This window comes from Dyadobacter sp. NIV53, assembly GCF_019711195.1.
Classification (GTDB): domain Bacteria; phylum Bacteroidota; class Bacteroidia; order Cytophagales; family Spirosomataceae; genus Dyadobacter.
In genome coordinates, this window is record NZ_CP081299.1 from 1,414,965 (window position 1) to 1,433,057 (window position 18,093).

General features: G+C 39.2%; 16 protein-coding genes. 4 read left to right on the plus strand and 12 right to left on the minus strand.

Annotation, left to right across the window (positions count from 1 at the left end):
• The first annotated feature begins 294 nt into the window (after positions 1 to 294).
• Positions 295 to 1,620, plus strand: coding sequence for a DUF3500 domain-containing protein (locus KZC02_RS05580; RefSeq protein ID WP_229254003.1), 1,326 nt, complete (start codon positions 295 to 297; stop codon positions 1,618 to 1,620).
• A gap of 250 nt (positions 1,621 to 1,870) precedes the next feature.
• Here the strand turns inward: KZC02_RS05580 and KZC02_RS05585 are convergent, their stop codons facing one another.
• Together KZC02_RS05585 and KZC02_RS05590 are read right to left on the minus strand one after the other, a co-directional pair.
• The gene (locus KZC02_RS05585; protein WP_221393206.1) at positions 1,871 to 2,023 is read right to left on the minus strand and encodes a hypothetical protein; all 153 of its coding nucleotides are present in this window, start codon (positions 2,021 to 2,023) and stop codon (positions 1,871 to 1,873) included.
• Positions 2,024 to 2,061: 38 nt separating this feature from the next.
• Positions 2,062 to 2,832, minus strand: a complete 771-nt coding sequence (locus KZC02_RS05590; RefSeq protein WP_221393207.1) for an Rpn family recombination-promoting nuclease/putative transposase — start codon at positions 2,830 to 2,832, stop codon at positions 2,062 to 2,064.
• Positions 2,833 to 2,986: 154 nt separating this feature from the next.
• Between KZC02_RS05590 and KZC02_RS05595 the strand changes: the two genes are divergently transcribed.
• On the plus strand, positions 2,987 to 6,208 hold the full coding sequence (locus tag KZC02_RS05595; RefSeq protein ID WP_221393208.1) for a DUF1553 domain-containing protein: 3,222 nt from the start codon (positions 2,987 to 2,989) through the stop codon (positions 6,206 to 6,208).
• Positions 6,209 to 6,211: 3 nt separating this feature from the next.
• Positions 6,212 to 7,726 (plus strand): DUF1501 domain-containing protein, encoded by a 1,515-nt coding sequence (locus tag KZC02_RS05600; protein ID WP_221393209.1) that lies wholly within the window; start codon positions 6,212 to 6,214, stop codon positions 7,724 to 7,726.
• 3 nt (positions 7,727 to 7,729) lie between these two features.
• Here the strand turns inward: KZC02_RS05600 and KZC02_RS05605 are convergent, their stop codons facing one another.
• Entirely contained in the window at positions 7,730 to 9,646 is a 1,917-nt protein-coding gene (locus KZC02_RS05605) for an AAA domain-containing protein (RefSeq protein ID WP_221393210.1), read from the minus strand.
• 141 nt (positions 9,647 to 9,787) lie between these two features.
• Between KZC02_RS05605 and KZC02_RS05610 the strand changes: the two genes are divergently transcribed.
• A complete protein-coding gene (locus KZC02_RS05610) occupies positions 9,788 to 10,885 on the plus strand; it encodes a DNA alkylation repair protein (RefSeq protein WP_221393211.1) in 1,098 nt (365 codons plus the stop codon).
• A 30-nt stretch (positions 10,886 to 10,915) separates the two neighbouring features.
• Here KZC02_RS05610 and KZC02_RS05615 read toward each other — a convergent pair whose 3' ends face one another.
• The 9 genes from KZC02_RS05615 to KZC02_RS05655 all read right to left on the minus strand — a co-directional run bounded on the left by KZC02_RS05615 (position 10,916) and on the right by KZC02_RS05655 (position 18,092).
• Entirely contained in the window at positions 10,916 to 11,839 is a 924-nt protein-coding gene (locus KZC02_RS05615) for a S1C family serine protease (protein ID WP_221393212.1), read from the minus strand.
• A 244-nt stretch (positions 11,840 to 12,083) separates the two neighbouring features.
• On the minus strand, positions 12,084 to 12,473 hold the full coding sequence (locus tag KZC02_RS05620; protein WP_221393213.1) for a hypothetical protein: 390 nt from the start codon (positions 12,471 to 12,473) through the stop codon (positions 12,084 to 12,086).
• 482 nt (positions 12,474 to 12,955) lie between these two features.
• On the minus strand, positions 12,956 to 13,285 hold the full coding sequence (locus KZC02_RS05625; RefSeq protein ID WP_221393214.1) for a YegP family protein: 330 nt from the start codon (positions 13,283 to 13,285) through the stop codon (positions 12,956 to 12,958).
• A gap of 226 nt (positions 13,286 to 13,511) precedes the next feature.
• Positions 13,512 to 14,138: an isoprenylcysteine carboxylmethyltransferase family protein gene (locus KZC02_RS05630; protein ID WP_229254004.1), complete on the minus strand. Its 627-nt coding sequence runs from the start codon at positions 14,136 to 14,138 to the stop codon at positions 13,512 to 13,514.
• 99 nt (positions 14,139 to 14,237) lie between these two features.
• On the minus strand, positions 14,238 to 14,987 hold the full coding sequence (gene cmoA / locus KZC02_RS05635) for a carboxy-S-adenosyl-L-methionine synthase CmoA (protein WP_229254005.1): 750 nt from the start codon (positions 14,985 to 14,987) through the stop codon (positions 14,238 to 14,240).
• A gap of 186 nt (positions 14,988 to 15,173) precedes the next feature.
• Positions 15,174 to 15,794: a sterol desaturase family protein gene (locus KZC02_RS05640; protein ID WP_221393215.1), complete on the minus strand. Its 621-nt coding sequence runs from the start codon at positions 15,792 to 15,794 to the stop codon at positions 15,174 to 15,176.
• A gap of 4 nt (positions 15,795 to 15,798) precedes the next feature.
• On the minus strand, positions 15,799 to 16,401 hold the full coding sequence (locus KZC02_RS05645; protein WP_221393216.1) for a DUF4833 domain-containing protein: 603 nt from the start codon (positions 16,399 to 16,401) through the stop codon (positions 15,799 to 15,801).
• Positions 16,401 to 17,306, minus strand: coding sequence for a PfkB family carbohydrate kinase (locus KZC02_RS05650; protein WP_221393217.1), 906 nt, complete (start codon positions 17,304 to 17,306; stop codon positions 16,401 to 16,403). Before KZC02_RS05650 ends, KZC02_RS05645 begins: the two co-directional genes overlap by 1 nt.
• A gap of 57 nt (positions 17,307 to 17,363) precedes the next feature.
• The gene (locus tag KZC02_RS05655; protein WP_221393218.1) at positions 17,364 to 18,092 is read right to left on the minus strand and encodes an HAD family hydrolase; all 729 of its coding nucleotides are present in this window, start codon (positions 18,090 to 18,092) and stop codon (positions 17,364 to 17,366) included.
• Position 18,093 lies beyond the last annotated feature (1 nt).

The window sequence follows — 18,093 nt, forward strand, 5'->3', positions numbered from 1 at the left end:
TATTGATTTATTAAGATTCAAGGATCGAATCCATACTGATTTATCCGGTTGTTAAAAGATACAATGAAGCGTTTCCTGAAAAGAACAGGTTTATCCATATCAATGAAGTAGAAATATCAACGGGAGGCATTAATTATACCAGGTTCTACTCTTTAATTTACCACAACATACCTTTGATACACCACAATTAATTATCAAAGGGAATTAACACTGCGTAAAAACAATTGTATTACCATTCAATTACTAATTAATTATGAAACTCAATCGTTTTTTTACGCATTAGGGCTGCTCGTATTGATATTAACTGCATGTAAAACGGAGGATGAAATTGAATCAGAATCTGCATCAGTAACGGCATTAACCTGCGCATCCGCTACATTTTCAGCAACATCTACCAAAGGAAAAGCTTATAATGGATCCGCAACTGTACCTTATACCGGTGGAAACGCTGTAACTTATTTAGCAGGAAGTGCAGTTTCCTCCACTGGTGTTACAGGACTTACTGCAACATTGACGCCGGGAACACTGACAAGCAATTCCGGTAATCTTTCGTACACTATCACCGGAACTCCGGTATCAGCAGGTTCAGCCGCTTTTGCTATCACTTTTGGCGGAGTGAGCTGCAGCATTTCTCTTACCGTTTCCGACTCAACAACCAACACTGTTGACTGCCGTACAGCCACCACTACCGTAGCAAAGGTAGTTTGTGCTGTACAGGCTTTCCAGGCAACACTTTCCGCAGTACAACTTGCTACGGTTCAATTAAATTTAACCAAGGCAAATGCCATAAAATGGTCAAACCTTCCGGGTGGCGTGAGTATTCGCAATGGACTGGAATTCAGTACACTTACCGCTACGCAACTAGCTGCAGCAAAAGCAGTCATTGCAGCAGCTTCGGGCACCGCAGCGGGCGAAGGTTACAGTGAATTTACCCAGATTAATACGGCTGATAATGTATTGAAAACAAAAGCAGGTAATGGGTATGGTTCTGACTTATATATCATTGCTTTTTTAGGAACTCCAAGTACAACAGGCACCTGGATGCTTCAATTTGGAGGTCACCATTACGCCCAGAACATTACTTATAATGCAGGCGTTGTGGTCAGTTCTACTCCATCACATCAGGGAATTGAACCAAAAACCTGGACAACCACCGGTACCACTTATGCACCTCTGAAGACAGAACATGATGCCATGGCGGCTATGCTTGCTTCACTAACAACTACACAGCTTGCTTCTGCAAAACTGAGTACTACATTCAGTGACGTGTCATTGGGGCCAAATAAAGACGGACAATTTCCAGCAACTAAGGTGGGTTTGGCGGTAAGCTCATTAACTAATGCGCAAAAACTACTGGTACTAGCTGCAATGAAACCATGGACGCAGGATGTGGATGATGCAACGGGAACAGCCATGCTAAAAATATATGAAAATGAACTGAGCGGAACATACATTGCTTTTTCCGGAAATGCTGCACTAACAAATCATGCAGATTATGTGCGGATTGACGGGCCAAGTGTGTGGATTGAATTCGTGTGTCAGTCAGGCGTTGTATATACGGATGAGATCCATTACCATTCTGTATACCGTGATCATACCCGTGATTACAATGGATTATAAAATGAAGCTGATAATCTGATAACTTATTTACCATCAGCCGTATAACAAATCGGCTGATGGCAGTAATCACGTTGGTTTTATACTAAGTAAATGAAACTGTTTAACTGCTCATCACATACCAAATTCATTATTACTGTCGGATATCAAAACGAATGGCGTAGCGATTGAATTGCAAATAGCTCTGGCCAGTCTGGCAATTTAAGCTTAGGATGGAGAAAATCCGAGAAACATTTCAACAGTTTACTGACTTTTATAAATTATTTTCTGCACTGATTTCTGAACGAATCCCAGCTACATATTCTGCTGAAACTTCCAGTGCCTCACATATAGTTTCTTCAGGAAAACCTTTTAGAAGCATAGTACGGGTATTTTTGTATAATGCTTTGTCAAAACCAATTTCCACACCTTTTTCTATACCTTCTTCTATACCTTTTTCAAGCCCTATTTTTTTCCCTTTTCTAGAAAAACATCCAAAGTGCTCATAACTGTTTCCTTTAATGTAAATGGTAAAGATTCTAATATTTCGATAATCCTTGGCTCTTTAAGAGCACTATTTCCGAATAGATAAACGATTAAGCTTTTTTGTAAGTTCACAGTTGCATTTTCCGTAAGAACCAATACTTTACCCGCATTATCGTTTAGCCAATTTTTCTGAAAGCTATGTTTAAGTGCAAGCAGGGCTGCTACTAGAAACTTGTTATTTAATAATTCTACACTTTCATCCGATATTGAACCGAGATCATTGTAAATATAGTCGAAATCGGGAATAAAACGTTTCCACTCCTTTTCTAAATTTGCGAAAAGGCTTCCCACACCTCTATATTCCCATCTTCCCTGTCCATGGTATAGCAGTATTGGAATAATAATTGATAATTTTTCTTTGTTGTCAATCTGTTTCTGAAGAGCCGAAAAAATATATCCCCCAATTTGAATTGGAGTGTATTTATCTGCAAAGCTTTTATGTTCAATTAGTAAAGAAACCTTTACTTCATTTTCATTATTTTTTAACCTACAGGAATAAACAATGTCCGACATCGTTTTTCTTAATTGTTCAGAAACATAAGAATCCGGTATCTGGGTTAAAGTTGAAAAATCCAGTTTATCGGAAACAAATGAGGGTAAAAAATTCTGAAAATAGTCAATTGCAATACCTTTGTCAGCCAGGATTGCTCTTATAAAATTGTCGTGTATTGTGATGTGGTGTTTGCCCATTTTGCAAATATACGTATATACATAGATAGCCGCGATCTGGTCATCGGAATTCTAAGTAATATTGAAATTCGGCAAATCATCCGATGCGCTTCAACGCATAGTATATACATGTATTTTTTATCTTTATATGTGATAGATATTAAACTCAATGTTGATGCGTCTGTTCATATATCTGCTTCTGAATATTATCAGTATTTACTTCTTCTCCTGTTCACCCAGCTTGCCGGAAGATGTAAAAGTTGCTATGCAGGAGCTTCCTGACGATCTGGATTATAACCAGCATGTTAAACCCATAATTTCGGACAAGTGTTTTGCTTGTCACGGGCCTGATAAGGCAAAACAAAAAGCAGGATTACGGCTGGATATAGCCGTAATGGCATATGCAAGCCTGTCTAAAAATCCCGGCAAAGTTGCAATTACTCCGGGCAATCTGGCTGATAGTGAGTTCTTTCATCGGATAGTTTCACAGGATCCTGATTACATGATGCCAACGCCGGAATCACACCTTAGTTTGTCCGCAAAGGAAAAGGCAATTTTGATTAAATGGATTACGGATGGAGCTGAATACAAACCACACTGGGCATTTGTAAAACCAGAAAAAGCGGATATTCCAAAAGTAAAAAGGGATGATTGGGTCATTAATCCAATTGATAATTTTATTCTGAAAAAACTGGAACAGGAAAAGCTCAACCCAACCAGAGAAGCAGAAAAAGAACTTTTATTAAGGCGCGTTTCTTTGGATCTTTCCGGATTACCTCCTACACTCACTGAAATTGATTCTTTTCTAAATGATACTTCTCCTGATGCTTACGAAAAACAGGTAAACCGCTTGTTAAATTCACCGCATTATGGTGAGAAAATGGCAGTCGACTGGCTGGATCTTGCTCGTTTTTCTGATTCGCATGGTTACACGGTTGACAGGCTAAGGGATATGTCGCCATACCGTGACTGGGTAATTGGGGCATTTAATAAAAATATGAAATATGATCAGTTTATTCACTGGCAGCTGGCAGGCGATCTCATGCCAAAACCCACGAAAGAAATGATCATTGCCACAGCGTTCAACCGCAATCATCAACAGAATATGGAAGGCGGAATTGTTGAAGAGGAATTTCAGACAGAATATGTAATTGACCGGACTAATACATTCGGAGATGCTTTTCTGGGCATTTCAATTGGTTGTGCCAAATGCCATGATCACAAATACGACCCTATATCTCAAAAAAATTATTACGAGCTTTTCAGTTTTTTTAATAATGTAAAAGAAGCCGGCCAGATTTCATGGAATGATGCTTTGCCAACGCCAACATTAATGCTTCCGACTGAGGAACAGGAAAAAATGCTGCGTTTCATAAAAACAGAAATAACACAGCAGGAAACGAGGATGGAAGAAACAAAATCAACATCTGACAAGGGTTTTGAAAAATGGATTGCTTCCGGAAGTTATAATAATTTATCAAAGGAAAAACTTCCCAGAAGCGGATTACAGGCACAATATAACTTTGATCAGAATTCACTTAAAAACCTTGTTAATCCGAAGCAAACCGGCGTAATGAAAAGGGAATCCGGACAGGATGGTGGTAAACCTGAATTTGATGCTGATAGAAATGGCAAAGTTCTTAATCTGAATGGAGACGTTTTTTTGGACTTAAACCAAACCGGGATTTTTAGGAAATCGGATCCGTTTAGTATAGGTATTTGGGTAAATGTCCCGGCTGAATTAAAAGAAGGTGTGATTTTGCATAAGAGCCAGGCTGAGCGATTGTACAATTTTCGAGGTTACCATTTGTATCTGAAAAATGACAGACTGGAACTGAATATGGCGCATACGGCTCCTTCTAATGCGATAACCAGAATCACCAGGCAAACAATACCCAGAAATAAATGGATTCAGTTAACGATCACTTACGACGGTACTTCGAAAGCAAATGGTTTCAAATTATATCTGGATGGCAACGAAATGGCTTTGGAAACGACCATGGATCAATTAACAAAAGATATTTTGTTTGATTCTAAAACTGAGCCTGGCTTACAGATTGGCGGATGGTGGCGCGGACTGGGATTCAAAAATGGAAAAGTAGATGATATTTTGGTTTATAACCGTGTATTGACTCCTTTTGAAGTCAGGATAATCGGGAATAAATCAACCTGGCCTACAATTCTGAATAAAGACAAAGAACTATTCTCTGCCAGTGATTTACAATTTTTAAAAGACTATTATTTGACGGTGATCAATCCTGAAATGATTGCCGGTTATAAAAAATTACATGAACTACGAACTGTTTTTAGCGATTCAAGCAAAAATATAAAGGAATTGATGGTCATGCAAGAAATGCCGAAACCCAAAAAAGCGCATATTCTGCTGCGAGGAAATTATGATGCATTTGGAGAAGAAGTTTTTCCCAATACACCGAAATCCATCTTACCGTTTTCAAAAAATCTGCCTAAAAACCGTTACGGTTTAGCACAATGGCTTACCAATAGAAATCACCCGCTTACAGCCAGAGTGGAGGTAAACCGATTATGGCAAAATTTCTTCGGGACGGGTTTAGTTAAAACAACGGAAGATTTTGGAAACCAGGGCGAAATGCCAAGCCATCCTGAATTGCTCGATTGGCTGGCTGTTCATTTTATGGAATCTGGCTGGGATATAAAAAAACTGAATAAGCTGATCGTGATGTCGGCTACCTATCGCCAGGATTCGCATACCAATAATGAAATCCGTGAAAAAGATCCTGAAAACCGCTGGTATGCTCACGGCCCTGCAAACAGAATGACCGCCGAAATGATCCGAGACAATGCGCTGGTAGCAAGTGGATTGATCAATACTCAAATTGGTGGAAAAAGTATAAAACCGTATCAGCCGGAAGGCCTGTGGTCAATTAACAGCAGCAATTATGAACCAGATTCGGGAGAAGCGGTGTATCGGCGCAGCCTGTATGTGATCGTCAAAAGATCTGTCCCCAATCCTACCCTTTCCACTTTTGATGCCACAACCAGAAGTTTCTGTGTGGTAAGGCGTCAAAAAACAAATACGCCATTGCAAGCTTTGGTGACTTTAAATGACCCGACCTTCAATGAAGCAGCAAAAGTTTTAGGCGAACAAATGACCAAAACACCGGATCATAAAAAAGCGATTATTGATACATACAGAAAGCTTACAGGCCGTACTCCAGTTTCCAAAGAAGTTAATTTGCTTGTATTACTTCAAAATGATCAGCAGCAAAAATTTAAGGAAAATCCAAAGAAAGCGATAGGCTGGCTTCATACAGGACAATACCTGATTGACAAAAAACTGGACATTTCACTTATCGCCGCCAACACAGTTGTAGCCAGCACTATACTTAATTCGGATGCAACTTTAACGAAAAGATAAGAGATGTCACATCATCATGACGACGAATTCAGGCTTCATTCACCAGAATTCAATAAAATACATCAATCGCTTGACCGGCGCCGGTTCCTGACCAAAACTTCCCTGGGTCTGGGCGCCTTGGCGATAGGTTCGATATTCGGCGCTGATAAACTTTTCGGATCTGGCGCTAAACCGGCGACTACAAATGTACCAAACCTGGAAGAAGACATATTACGTGCACTTCCGCATATAGCACCCAAGGCAAAACGGGTCGTATATCTTTTCATGAGCGGAGGCCCTTCGCAATTTGAAACATTTGATTATAAGCCAAAACTCGTAGATCTGGCCGGGAAGGATTTACCGGATTCGGTACGTAAAGGACAACGGTTGACAGGAATGAGTGCCAATCAGAGTGCTTTACCCATGGTGCCTTCTATTTACAAATTTAACCAGCATGGCAGGAACAATACCTGGGTCAGTGAATTACTTCCGCATACTGCTAAGGTTGTGGACGATCTTTGTATTGTCAAATCCATTTATTCGGAAGCCATTAACCATGATCCGGCTATTACTTTTTTCCAAACCGGAAACCAGCTTCCAGGCCGGCCTTCTATTGGTTCATGGGTAAGTTACGGATTAGGTTCTGACAATAATAATCTGCCTACTTTCATCGTGCTTGTTTCCAAAAATGCACCGAAAGACCAGCCACTTTATGCGCGTTTGTGGGGAAACGGTTTTTTGGCTTCCAAACATCAGGGTGTTCAGTTCAGATCGGGAAAGGATCCTGTTCTATTTCTAAATAATCCGGAAGGCTATGATGGTACAGATCGTAAGGAAATGCTGGGATATCTGACAAAATTAAACCAGTTACAAAACGAAAGTTTTCAGGATCCGGAAATAGAAAACCGGATTGCACAATATGAAATGGCATACCGGATGCAAACATCGGTACCAGAAGTAATGGATACTTCCGATGAACCGGACGAAGTTTTTGACCTGTACGGGCCGGATAGCCGGGATTCAGGTTCTTATGCGGCCAATTGTATCCTTGCCAGAAAGCTCCTGGAAAAAGACGTCAAATTTGTACAGCTTTATCACCAGGGCTGGGATCAGCACGGAGATTTACCAAAAGGAATTGCAAACCAATGTAAGCAGACCGATCAGGCAACGGCAGCTTTGGTAACAGATCTTAAACGACGGGGATTACTGGATGATACTTTGGTGATCTGGGGTGGTGAATTTGGACGTACTGTTTATTCGCAAGGCAAACTTACTGCAAATGACTACGGCCGCGACCATCATCCGCGCTGTTTCACGATGTGGATGGCTGGCGCAGGAGTAAAACCGGGAATCAGCTATGGAGAAACGGACGAGTTCAGTTATAATATCATCAAAGACCCGGTTCATGTCCATGATTTTCAGGCTACGCTCATGCACCTGATGGGTGTTGATCATGAGCGTTTAACATATAAATTTCAAGGCCGGAGATTTCGCCTGACAGATGTACATGGGAAAGTTGTGAAAGATATTCTGGCATGATTGTCAGTTCTCTACAAATTCCCATGCGCTCTGATAGGCATTTAACTCTTCTGCATAAGTAATAAAATCAGCGTAAAATGGCAATGAGGCCAGCGTTGCACTGTCACCGATCACAACCAGTTTTTTCCGCGCCCTTGTCATAGCAACGTTCATCCTGCGTATGTCTGACAAGAAACCGATTTCACCTTCAGCATTACTTCTTGTCATACTGATATACACTATATCACGTTCCTGCCCCTGAAAACTGTCAATCGTATTGACCGATATTTTATCAAGATAAGGCTGTAGAACCGGCGAATGCAGCAATTGATCTTTCAGTATCTGTATCTGCTGTTTGTATGGAGAAATAACGGCAATAGTAGGAAAATCCTTTACAGAATAATGACCAGGATTTCCATTAGTCAGTTCCAACACAACTTGTGATAAATGTTTGAACAGGAAAACTGCTTCTTCCGGATTTGTGGAACTTGTCCCTTCCAGTTTTTCATCAAAACCACAGCCCGCTGTATCAACAAATGCCAGTGGAGCATCAATTGGAAACAGCAAATGATTCGCAACAGATTGATGCGCTTTTAGTTTACCCTGATAAAACACTTTTGAAGAATAACCCATGATTGCTTTATTCATCCGGTATTGTTCTTCAAGCAACACAACTGCTTCGGGATGTAACGACACGCATTTTTCCAGTAATGTTTCAGCCAAACCATTTTTAGCGGCTTCATTGGATTTAATTGTGGGTGATAACTGAAAGTGATCACCCGCCAAAACTAATTTCTCTGCTTTCAAAATCGGTATCCAGCATGCAGGTTCGAGCGCTTGTCCTGCTTCGTCAATTACAACGGTGTGATATTTGAGATTCCGGACTGTATAATGATTGGAACCAACCAATGTTGCTGTGATAACCTGCGCTTTGGCCACCAGATCATCAATGATATATTGTTCTGAATTACTTACTTCTTTCATGATCCGGTAAGCCTCATCAAAAAGTGCTTTTCGTTGTTCACGTTCGGCTTTACCAAAGCTGCGCTTATACTTATGCGCCATGTTTTTGAACTCGTTCGCCTGCTTTTTCAGATTTTTAATTTCCTTCATACGGCTGTGAGCTGCCATTTTACTATCCAGTGTCAACGACATCAATCGTTCTGAAACACGTGAAGGATTACCAACCCTTAGTACATTTAAACCCTCGTCCGATAATTTTTCACTTAACAGATCAACAGCAGTATTACTGGGTGCAACAACCAGAATTTGTTTATGACCCTGTTTGATTAATGCTTTAATGGCCTGTACCAAAGTGGTGGTTTTACCGGTTCCGGGAGGTCCGTGCACAACAGCCAGTTCATTAGCCGATAAAATTCTGTCAACAGCCAGTTGCTGTGATGCGTTTAGCTTTGGTACTATATACGGATTCTTTAAGGGTAAAAAAGCGGGTTCCTTTTCTCCCGTTAAAATCTTAACTAAACGCCCTTCCGGCTTGTCTTTTAGCACATTAGCCGTCTGAATAGCCGACTGCATTTCATCGTAACTATTGTCATCGAATAGCAGGTCAATCCCCAGCTTTCCATCTCTTGACCAATCCGGCAACTCATCGGTACGTAAAGTTATTTTTAACCGGTTTCCGCTTTGGTGAGAAATGGTACCTTCTACCCTATCCTGCTTTGCATCGTGGTTCGAAAATAAAACTGCCGGTGCACCAAACCTCAGCTGATGCGCAATATCCTGATGCGTGGTACGCTCCACCTCAACAGTCAGATAATCACCGCGGCTCATTTCTGATCCCCTGATTGCGATAGGATACCAGGAAAGCCCGTTTGCCCTGCGCTCAGATACAGACGTTGATTCAGTAAGTTTAAGATAAGACCGTCTGTCTTCCTCCCGTTCTGTTTTCAGTAAATCAAGTAACTTTTTAAAATAATCCATGCTGTAAAGGTAACGGGATATTTTTGGCTTAGGAAAACCATGTTAGACCAACTTATTCAGTAGATTTGGCAAATACTGCCTGAAAAGGCACTTTAAATCATTCTATCCAAAACCACTTCATTTTAAATAAAAAATATATTAATGGGTAGCCCGCTAAAAAACTTATATTCTCTACCATTTTACGACCGCCTGGCCAATACCTTGTCTCGAACGGTTCCAACATTTGATAAGCAAAAATTCATTTCCGGAATTTTTACAAAAGATTTTGAAAACAAAGAGTTGAAAGAACGAATGAAACACACTTCCGCAGTGCTTCATTCATTCTTGCCGGATTATTATCCTGATGCAGTTAATTTGATAGAAGTCATCATCAATAGACTACGGGAAGACGGTTTTGGAGAAAGCCTGGAAATGATGTTTTTTCCGGATTACATCGAAACATATGGTCTTGATGACTATGAAAATTCAGTAAAAGCACTGGAATTTATCACACAATTTGTAAGCTGCGAATTTGCAGTAAGGCCTTTTATCTTAAAATATGGAATCCGAATGATCAGCCAAATGCAAGTCTGGTCATTACATAAAAGCCATAAAGTGAGAAGGTTGGCAAGTGAAGGTTCCAGGCCTCGTTTACCCTGGGCAATGGCTATTCCTGAGTTAAAAAAGAATCCTGCTCCAATTTTACCAATTCTGGAAAACCTAAAATCTGATCCATCGGAATCCGTTCGCCGTAGCGTGGCCAACAGTATCAACGATATTGCCAAAGACCATCCGATGATTGTTATTGAAATTGCAGCTAAATGGAAAGGGATTAGTAAAGAAACAGATGCCATTATTAAACACGGATCCCGAACACTTTTAAAACAAGGACATGCGGACATATTAAAACATTACGGCCTGCAAAGCGACAATCTCCTTGTGACCGGTTTTATCATTCTAACACCAGAGGTAAGTATTGGCAGGAGCCTGGAATTTTCCTTTACGGTCAAAAATAATCAGGATGAAAAACAGGTTGTACGGCTGGAATATGCGGTTTATTATCAAAAAGCCAATGGCCTGCTTGCCAAAAAAGTATTCAAGATCAGCGAGAGGATTTTTTCGCCACAAGAATTTTGCACAATCAATCGCAAACAAAGTTTCCGGTTGATTACTACGCGAACATTTTATCCTGGTCAGCACCAGCTGTCAATCATCGTCAATGGCGAAGAAAAAACTATCGACAATTTTTCTCTGAAATAAACTAATGATGATTCAAAACGCCCCTTTCTTTTACTTTTTCTCTACCGGAACAACAATGAAATTCAGTAGTTCAGTATGCCGGATCACTGAAATGTTTACAATTGAAAGTACCTCTTTGTGTGTCAGCTCCTTAAACAGCTCATTACTGGTATTTACCGTTTTGTCATTGAACGAGATAATAATATCACCTTCCTGAAGCTGTGAGCGCGATGCAGGTGAATTTGCTTCAATGTGCGTAATAAAAATGCCCCTGCGATTCGGAATTTTATAATGCTGCCGAATCTTTTCATTTACCTGCACATCCTGTAATTGTAAACCCAGATACGCCTTAAAAACTTTCCCGTCTTTAATCAACTGTCTGGCAATTTCTTTCGCAGTGTTAATATCAACCGAAAAACTCAATCCCTGTGCACCCTGGATCACGGCAGTATTAACACCAATCACCTCTCCGTCTGTGTTGATCATAGGACCACCTGAATTTCCAGGATTTAATGCCGCATCGGATTGGATCACATTATCTACAAATCGGCCTGATTGTGTTTGTAAAGAGCGGCCGAGCGCACTTACAACACCTGTTGTAACAGTATGCTGATAACCATAAGGATTACCAATGGCAATCACAAACTGGCCAATCTGCAATTGGCTTGCATCGCCAAGTTTCGCAACTGAATATCCCTGCGTATATATTTTAAGAATGGCGATATCTGTATCCGGATCTTTGCCTACCAATGTTGCCTCTATTTCGTTTTCGTTCAGTAGGCTTACCATAATTTTCTCCGCACCGTCAACAACGTGACAATTAGTGAAGACAAAACCATCAGAAGAAAATATAAAACCTGAACCGGAGCCGGATGGACGCAGCTTGCCTTTTTCGGTTTTATAAACATCTATTTTCACGACTGCGTTTTTAGTTTTTTCAACAGCCTCAATGATCATGCTTGAAAAAGTATCCATGTCTGTATTTATTTATACAAACCTGAACATCAAAAATTTAACCAGACTTTAATTAATGTCAAAGTGTCAACATCTAAATTTAATTTATGCCAAAAAGCCATAAAATTTTTGAGTAAATCCGGTTAAAAGGAATCTCGATATTTTACTGGAAAATGACAAAATAAAAAAGTCCCCAAACATCCTGTAAAGATGATTGGAGACTTTAAGAGCCTGTTTACAATAAAATAGTGTGGATTATTTTTTATTAAACTGCCGCATGGATCCGGCGGCTTACTGTGTTGGTTCTGATCGCTTTCAAACCTTTTATTCTTCCTTCTGTCCGGATCGAATCACTGAAAATGTAACCCGGCCCCATTGCCTGTTTAAATTCCCTGATAGCCAGGTTCAATTGTTTTCTTGAAATACCACTGTATTCCAGTTGTAACATCTGCGATTTTTCAGGGGTTAATTTTTTAAGTTTCCAATACTGAGGATGATAAATTCCGATTGGTGCCCTGAAATACCTATCATTTTTATCTTTGATTAAAAATTGCAGATTGATAATTATTTCTCTGCCTAAATTCGGAAAACTACCTTCGACTATAATCTTTGCATCTCTGTCTATTGACAGGTTAAATATTTTTTCGTGTACCATTGTGTGTATTAATTTGTGAACCACCGATAAGAAATATGTATTGGGACGTAATGTTTTAAATAAGTCTCATCTTCCTAGAAAAGATTATGCCAAAGAATGATAATATTTCAAACTATCTTAATAAATCACAAAATAATAAACTAATATTTTAAATTAAAAGCATTAAAACCGGTTAAACCTAGAATTATCATTACATTACTATCAAATTAGGTTACAACTCTAATATTCAGACAATCGGATAGTTACAAAATCGGTTACATAAAATTTGTCTTTACCCATATTATTATCCTGAAATGAGGTAAAATATCAACTAAAATTATACTAACTAGTTGGCTGTAAACTAAATATTCCAATGGAGTTGATTCCATTGGAATATTTAGTTTGTTCAACTGATTACACATTGAACACGTTTTTATTTATCTCTTCTGTTTGGAATTATCTTTATATCTACTTTTAAAATTGCTTACAAATTAATTTAACGGTTAAGTCAGGTCTTCAATTATTGCATTTGGAGCTTCCTGTTTTACAAGCACCATTGCGTTGTCCCTGTCAGCTACGGACAAGTATTTTTTACTTCTTCCAACTGTTTCTCCATTTCCGGCTTTCAACAAAAAAGTATAATAAATACCTTCTTTAAGTTCATAGCTCTGATCAAATCTGGCGTTCCCTCTGGCGGTATCTATTCCTTGCAAAGCAGCGTATTTGGTTGCGTAACCTTCTGATTCTAATATGATTTCCTGATTTCCGGTTGCCCTTAAACGATAATAATACGCGGTGCTTTTGTCACTTTTAAAAATCTGAAAATTTGCCATGCCATATCATTGAGTAGGTCCTTTATTCATCACTTACAGTGATTTCAAATCTATCAAATATAAATCTATTAATCAATATACTTTATACAAGTATTATGCCATTATTCGTTCTTATAGCCTTATTTTTCTACAATAACCAAATAATGCAAACATCCCTTTTAGGACTTATACTATAAAGTCTTTCATAATTATTATACACGCATAGAATAGCATTTAGAATAAATTCTCAGGCAATAGCATCACTCATTTTTCCAGATTTTTTAAGATATCTCACATAGCCGTAAACCACACCTAAAACAATAACAATTGCTATAAACAGCGTTATTTCAATGTCATTTTCAGGAGTAAGTTCGGGATATTTAAAAAGAAGAATCGCAGTGATACCGATCAGCCAGACCAGCAGTGTGTTATACTCTTTTAATATCCACCTTTTGTAATTGAACTCCATGCCGTTCATAGTAGCAGATATTCCTTTAAAGCTAATCATCCAACGGTTGACACGCTGGCAATACTGATCAAACTGTACTCCGAATTTATTGCGAAGGAAATTTTCTTCTGCCAGAACTATAGCCTGGTATATAAAGAGGAAAGCCGGTATTACTATCGCGATATAGAACAACGAATTGGAAAGTATACCGACACCAAGCAGCATAAGAATATTACCAACATACAATGGATTACGGCAATGATTAAAAATACCTTCCGTCACCAGCCTTTCAGCATAAACCTTTTTGTCGCGGCCGCCACGGATAATATAAGCCAGTCCAATTGTAATACCACGTATTATCTCTCCCGAAAAAGTAACAAACAGGCCTAGTATTATTGGAATTAAATAATATTTTTCTCCAAACACTTCGGATGTGAAAAGCTTTGGAGAAGGTACAAATAGTAACAGGTACAGAAATATAAACAGGTTGTTCCTGTATTTAAAAAAAGAAATTACCGATTTTGATCATGATTTTTTATAAGCTATCATTCCTGAAAAATTATACCATTTGAAAAACGTTTCGCAGTAAATAAATCCAGCTTCTTTAAGCAAAAGCAGGTTTTCCGATAATTTATAAGGAATCAAAACATTTTCCAGTGCTTCTCTTTTCTGAGAAATTTCCATTTCACTGTAATGATTGCGGCGCTTATAATTGTAATAATAATTGATAAAATCCCTGTTGAAGATACTGTTTTCTGCCAGCACTTTTTCTACCAGTAATAATACACCGCCAGGGTTAAGTCCGGCATAAATATTCTTAAGCAGGCGCTCACGATAAAGCGGGCGGACAAATTGCAATGTGAGGCAAAGGATTACAACAGATGCATTTTCAATGGGCAGTTCTTCATGTAAATCGCCGACGATCAGATCGTAAGGGCGGACAAAATTACTTTCTTTAAGCTTGGCGTCACATTTATTAAGCATTTCAATAGACTCGTCTATTCCGATAAAACGAATGTCATTTGTAATTAATTTGTCGACTTCAATCATAGTAGTCCCGGTTGAGCAGCCGAGATCGTATACAAATGATCCTTCCTTAGCATGGTCAGCTGCAATTTCGGCGAGCATACGTTGTGTTTCGTTATAAAACGGAACGGATCTGCTTACCATGTCATCAAAAACTTTTACTACTGTTGTCCCGAATTTAAAATCAGAAACCTTGGTAATTTCTTCCTTAAACACGGTATCGTGCTCAATTTTTTCTTTATCCATCATTTTTCATAAGCGTTAGAATGAGTATCGTATGCAATAATGCGAATTTCCCGCTAAAATTCCACAGTATATTTTTAATTATAAATATGCCTCCGGCAATTGGCAAAGGCATATTTATGTGATAAGAAACCGCGAACTTCAGGAAAGTTTTAAATTACTGTACTGCATTCCTAGCTAAAATGTGGCACTTTACTTGTCAGCAAAGTCAGAACCGAAGATTTTATCCCAAAAATTGGAACTCACACCATATCCCTTGTTACTTTCAGAATAATGGTGGGTCATGTGATGTTTTTTGAGATTTTTCCAGAAATTATTTTTGAAATTGGCATGATGCAAAGCGTAATGCGTCATATCATAGATCAGGTAGCCTGAAATAAAACCCGAGAAAAAAGCTGCAACAACAAATTCACCCATCACGGAAGCAAACAGAAAATAAAATCCGGTTGCAAGCGGAATGCTGACGGATGGCGGCATTACCAACCGGTTGGCATCATTGGGATAATCATGGTGAACACCATGAAAAATGAAGTGGATGCGTTCCATTAATTTGCCTTTTGGCGTAAAATGGAATACGAAGCGGTGCATCACATATTCTGTAAGTGTCCAGATAAAAAGCCCGGAGGTATAATATGCCAGAAAAAGAATCCAGGATATTTGTCCGGGCATAAGTGCTTTCCAGGAAAAATATCCGATAACCGGAAGAAAAATAATGAGTGGTACTGTAAAATGTACTTTGGAGAGGGATTCCAGAAAATTGCTTTTGAACATACGTGAGGATTCCCGTGAGTTAGAAACAAAATTCTTTGCCATGTCATCAAGTTGGTTTGATACGTTGAACAATCGTTTTTCCTGTGGTAATTTCTATTCCTTTTAATTCAATATAAAGAACGTTAGGAGACCAGAAAGAACCTCCGTCGATCCGGATAAATACCCGGTTTAATACACATTTTTTACTGTTAATGTCCGCATAAACATGATATTGGTTTTTAACGTCCTTGCGCAAATACAGAGGAAGCTTGGAATATGCAACAGAACGCAGCTCGTAATTTCCGTTTCCGGTTGCTTTGGAATTGATACCGTAAGCAAATTTGCGCTGAAGATAATTCAGGTCCCGGCGTATGCCACCTTCCGGATAACGTATCCAGAAAGAATGAACAGGCTGTTTGTCAATTAATTTTCCATTTTCATCTACATTCAGCTGATAAACTATCGTATTGGAATTAGGATCGCGCTGGATATAAAATAACAATCCTTTCACATCCGCCGAAGTTGGAACAGGAAAAGTATCGGGATCACTCAGGTTTCCTGTTACAACCATTTCTCCGCTTTTCAGGTTTTTATTATCAAAACCTTTGAAAGAAAAAAGAAACGGAACCACAACTATTATGCCTAAAACATACTTCAAAAGAACATTCATTATTTTTCGAATACTGTACTGATGTCCTGGGTATAAGTACCCTGATTTATTACATTTTTAACCAGCTCAGGATATCCTGAAAATGGCCCCGACGTTGCAATCTTTAGAGTTGCCATAGCTGCGCCAAACTCACCGGCTTCCTGAATGGACAATCCTTTTACCTTCTGCAACAAATAACCAGCCATATAGGTGTCACCGCATCCGGTCGCATCTACAATTGCCTCAGGTTTATAAGCCGGAATTTCATGGAAATGACCGTTTGTGTAAATGACCGACCCTTTACTGCCAAGCGTAATTATCACTTCCCGCACACCCATTTCTGCCAGATATTTTGCACCTTCCTGCACATCAGTCAGGCCGGTAACTGCATGCATTTCAAATTCGTTGGCTTTTAAGTAAGTAATGTAAGGAAGTGCCTCTTTTTTATCTGCCCAGTCTGTGTAATATACTTTTTTGTCTTTTACATATCTCAGAAACCCCTGAATATCCAATGAAACTTCTCCTTTTGACGCCAGATGTTTGATAAGTTCCAATGAAATATCGTCTGATAACAATGGGCCGAGGTGATATATTTTGGCGTCCAGTTCCGGCATTTGCCCTACGCCGAAAGGTGCCGCAGTGTGCAGTACATTCTGATCGCGATGGTCCTGGTTATGACTGTAAATGTTTTCAAAATGAACCGTAAAATCACTTGGCAAAGCATGTACGGCAATGTTTGACTCCCTGAGCCCTTCTACAATGTAATTTTCTTCGCTACCCAACGCCGTAACCAGGATATAATTCAGGTCAAAGTGCTGAATCGCTTTTGAAAAATAAAAGGAAGTGCCGCCGGGCATAAATTTTACCGATTGGGACGTTACTACCTTATCCAAAGTAATATGCCCTATTGTGCAGATATCGTACATGTTGTTTTGATGATAAATTCGGGCTGTGAAATATTGAATGCCACAGACAAAACTTGATTACTGATTCATATTTTTTATTCCTTCCACAATCTGGTTAAAATCTGTAATTTCAATATCAGCCTGATGTGCCGGATTGTTTATTACCGCTGATTCCTCCCAACCTTGTACATTGAGCCAGATTGCCTTGCAGCCAAGCTCTTTCGCCGGTACGATATCTTTTACAAAAGAATCGCCGATAACTACGCATTCTTCGGGCAGAAGTCCTAAAAAATCTGCACCTAGCTTATATATTTCCGGGTTAGGTTTTCTGATCCCAACCACGGCAGATTCAATTACTTGTTTGAAGAAGTGGTCAATCCCAAAAACTTCTAGGACTTTGTGAATATTTCCATAGAAATTTGAAACCAATACTATCGGATATTTTTCGGCCAGTTGTGCCAAAATGGGTTTTGCATTTTCTATTGTTCTCTGTGCAAAATCGTTGCAATCATTGGCGATGGATTTTGTTAGGGAAGCCACAAGGGCGTCACCTACCTCGTATCCGTTTTCTTTTAAAAATTTAAACTGCTGTTCTATCTTCAGATACAGGGTATCATAAAAAGTATGGTCCGGCTTGATAATCGGATTGATGGCCAATGATCTTTCTCCAAACGAATAGGCTTTTGAAAATGCCGCTTTATCTATATTGACCTGGTGTTTCTGGTAACTTTCCCATAATACAGAGCCCCAATGCAATCCATTTGTATCAATTGTCCCACCGTAATCCACTAATAATCCCTTTATCATG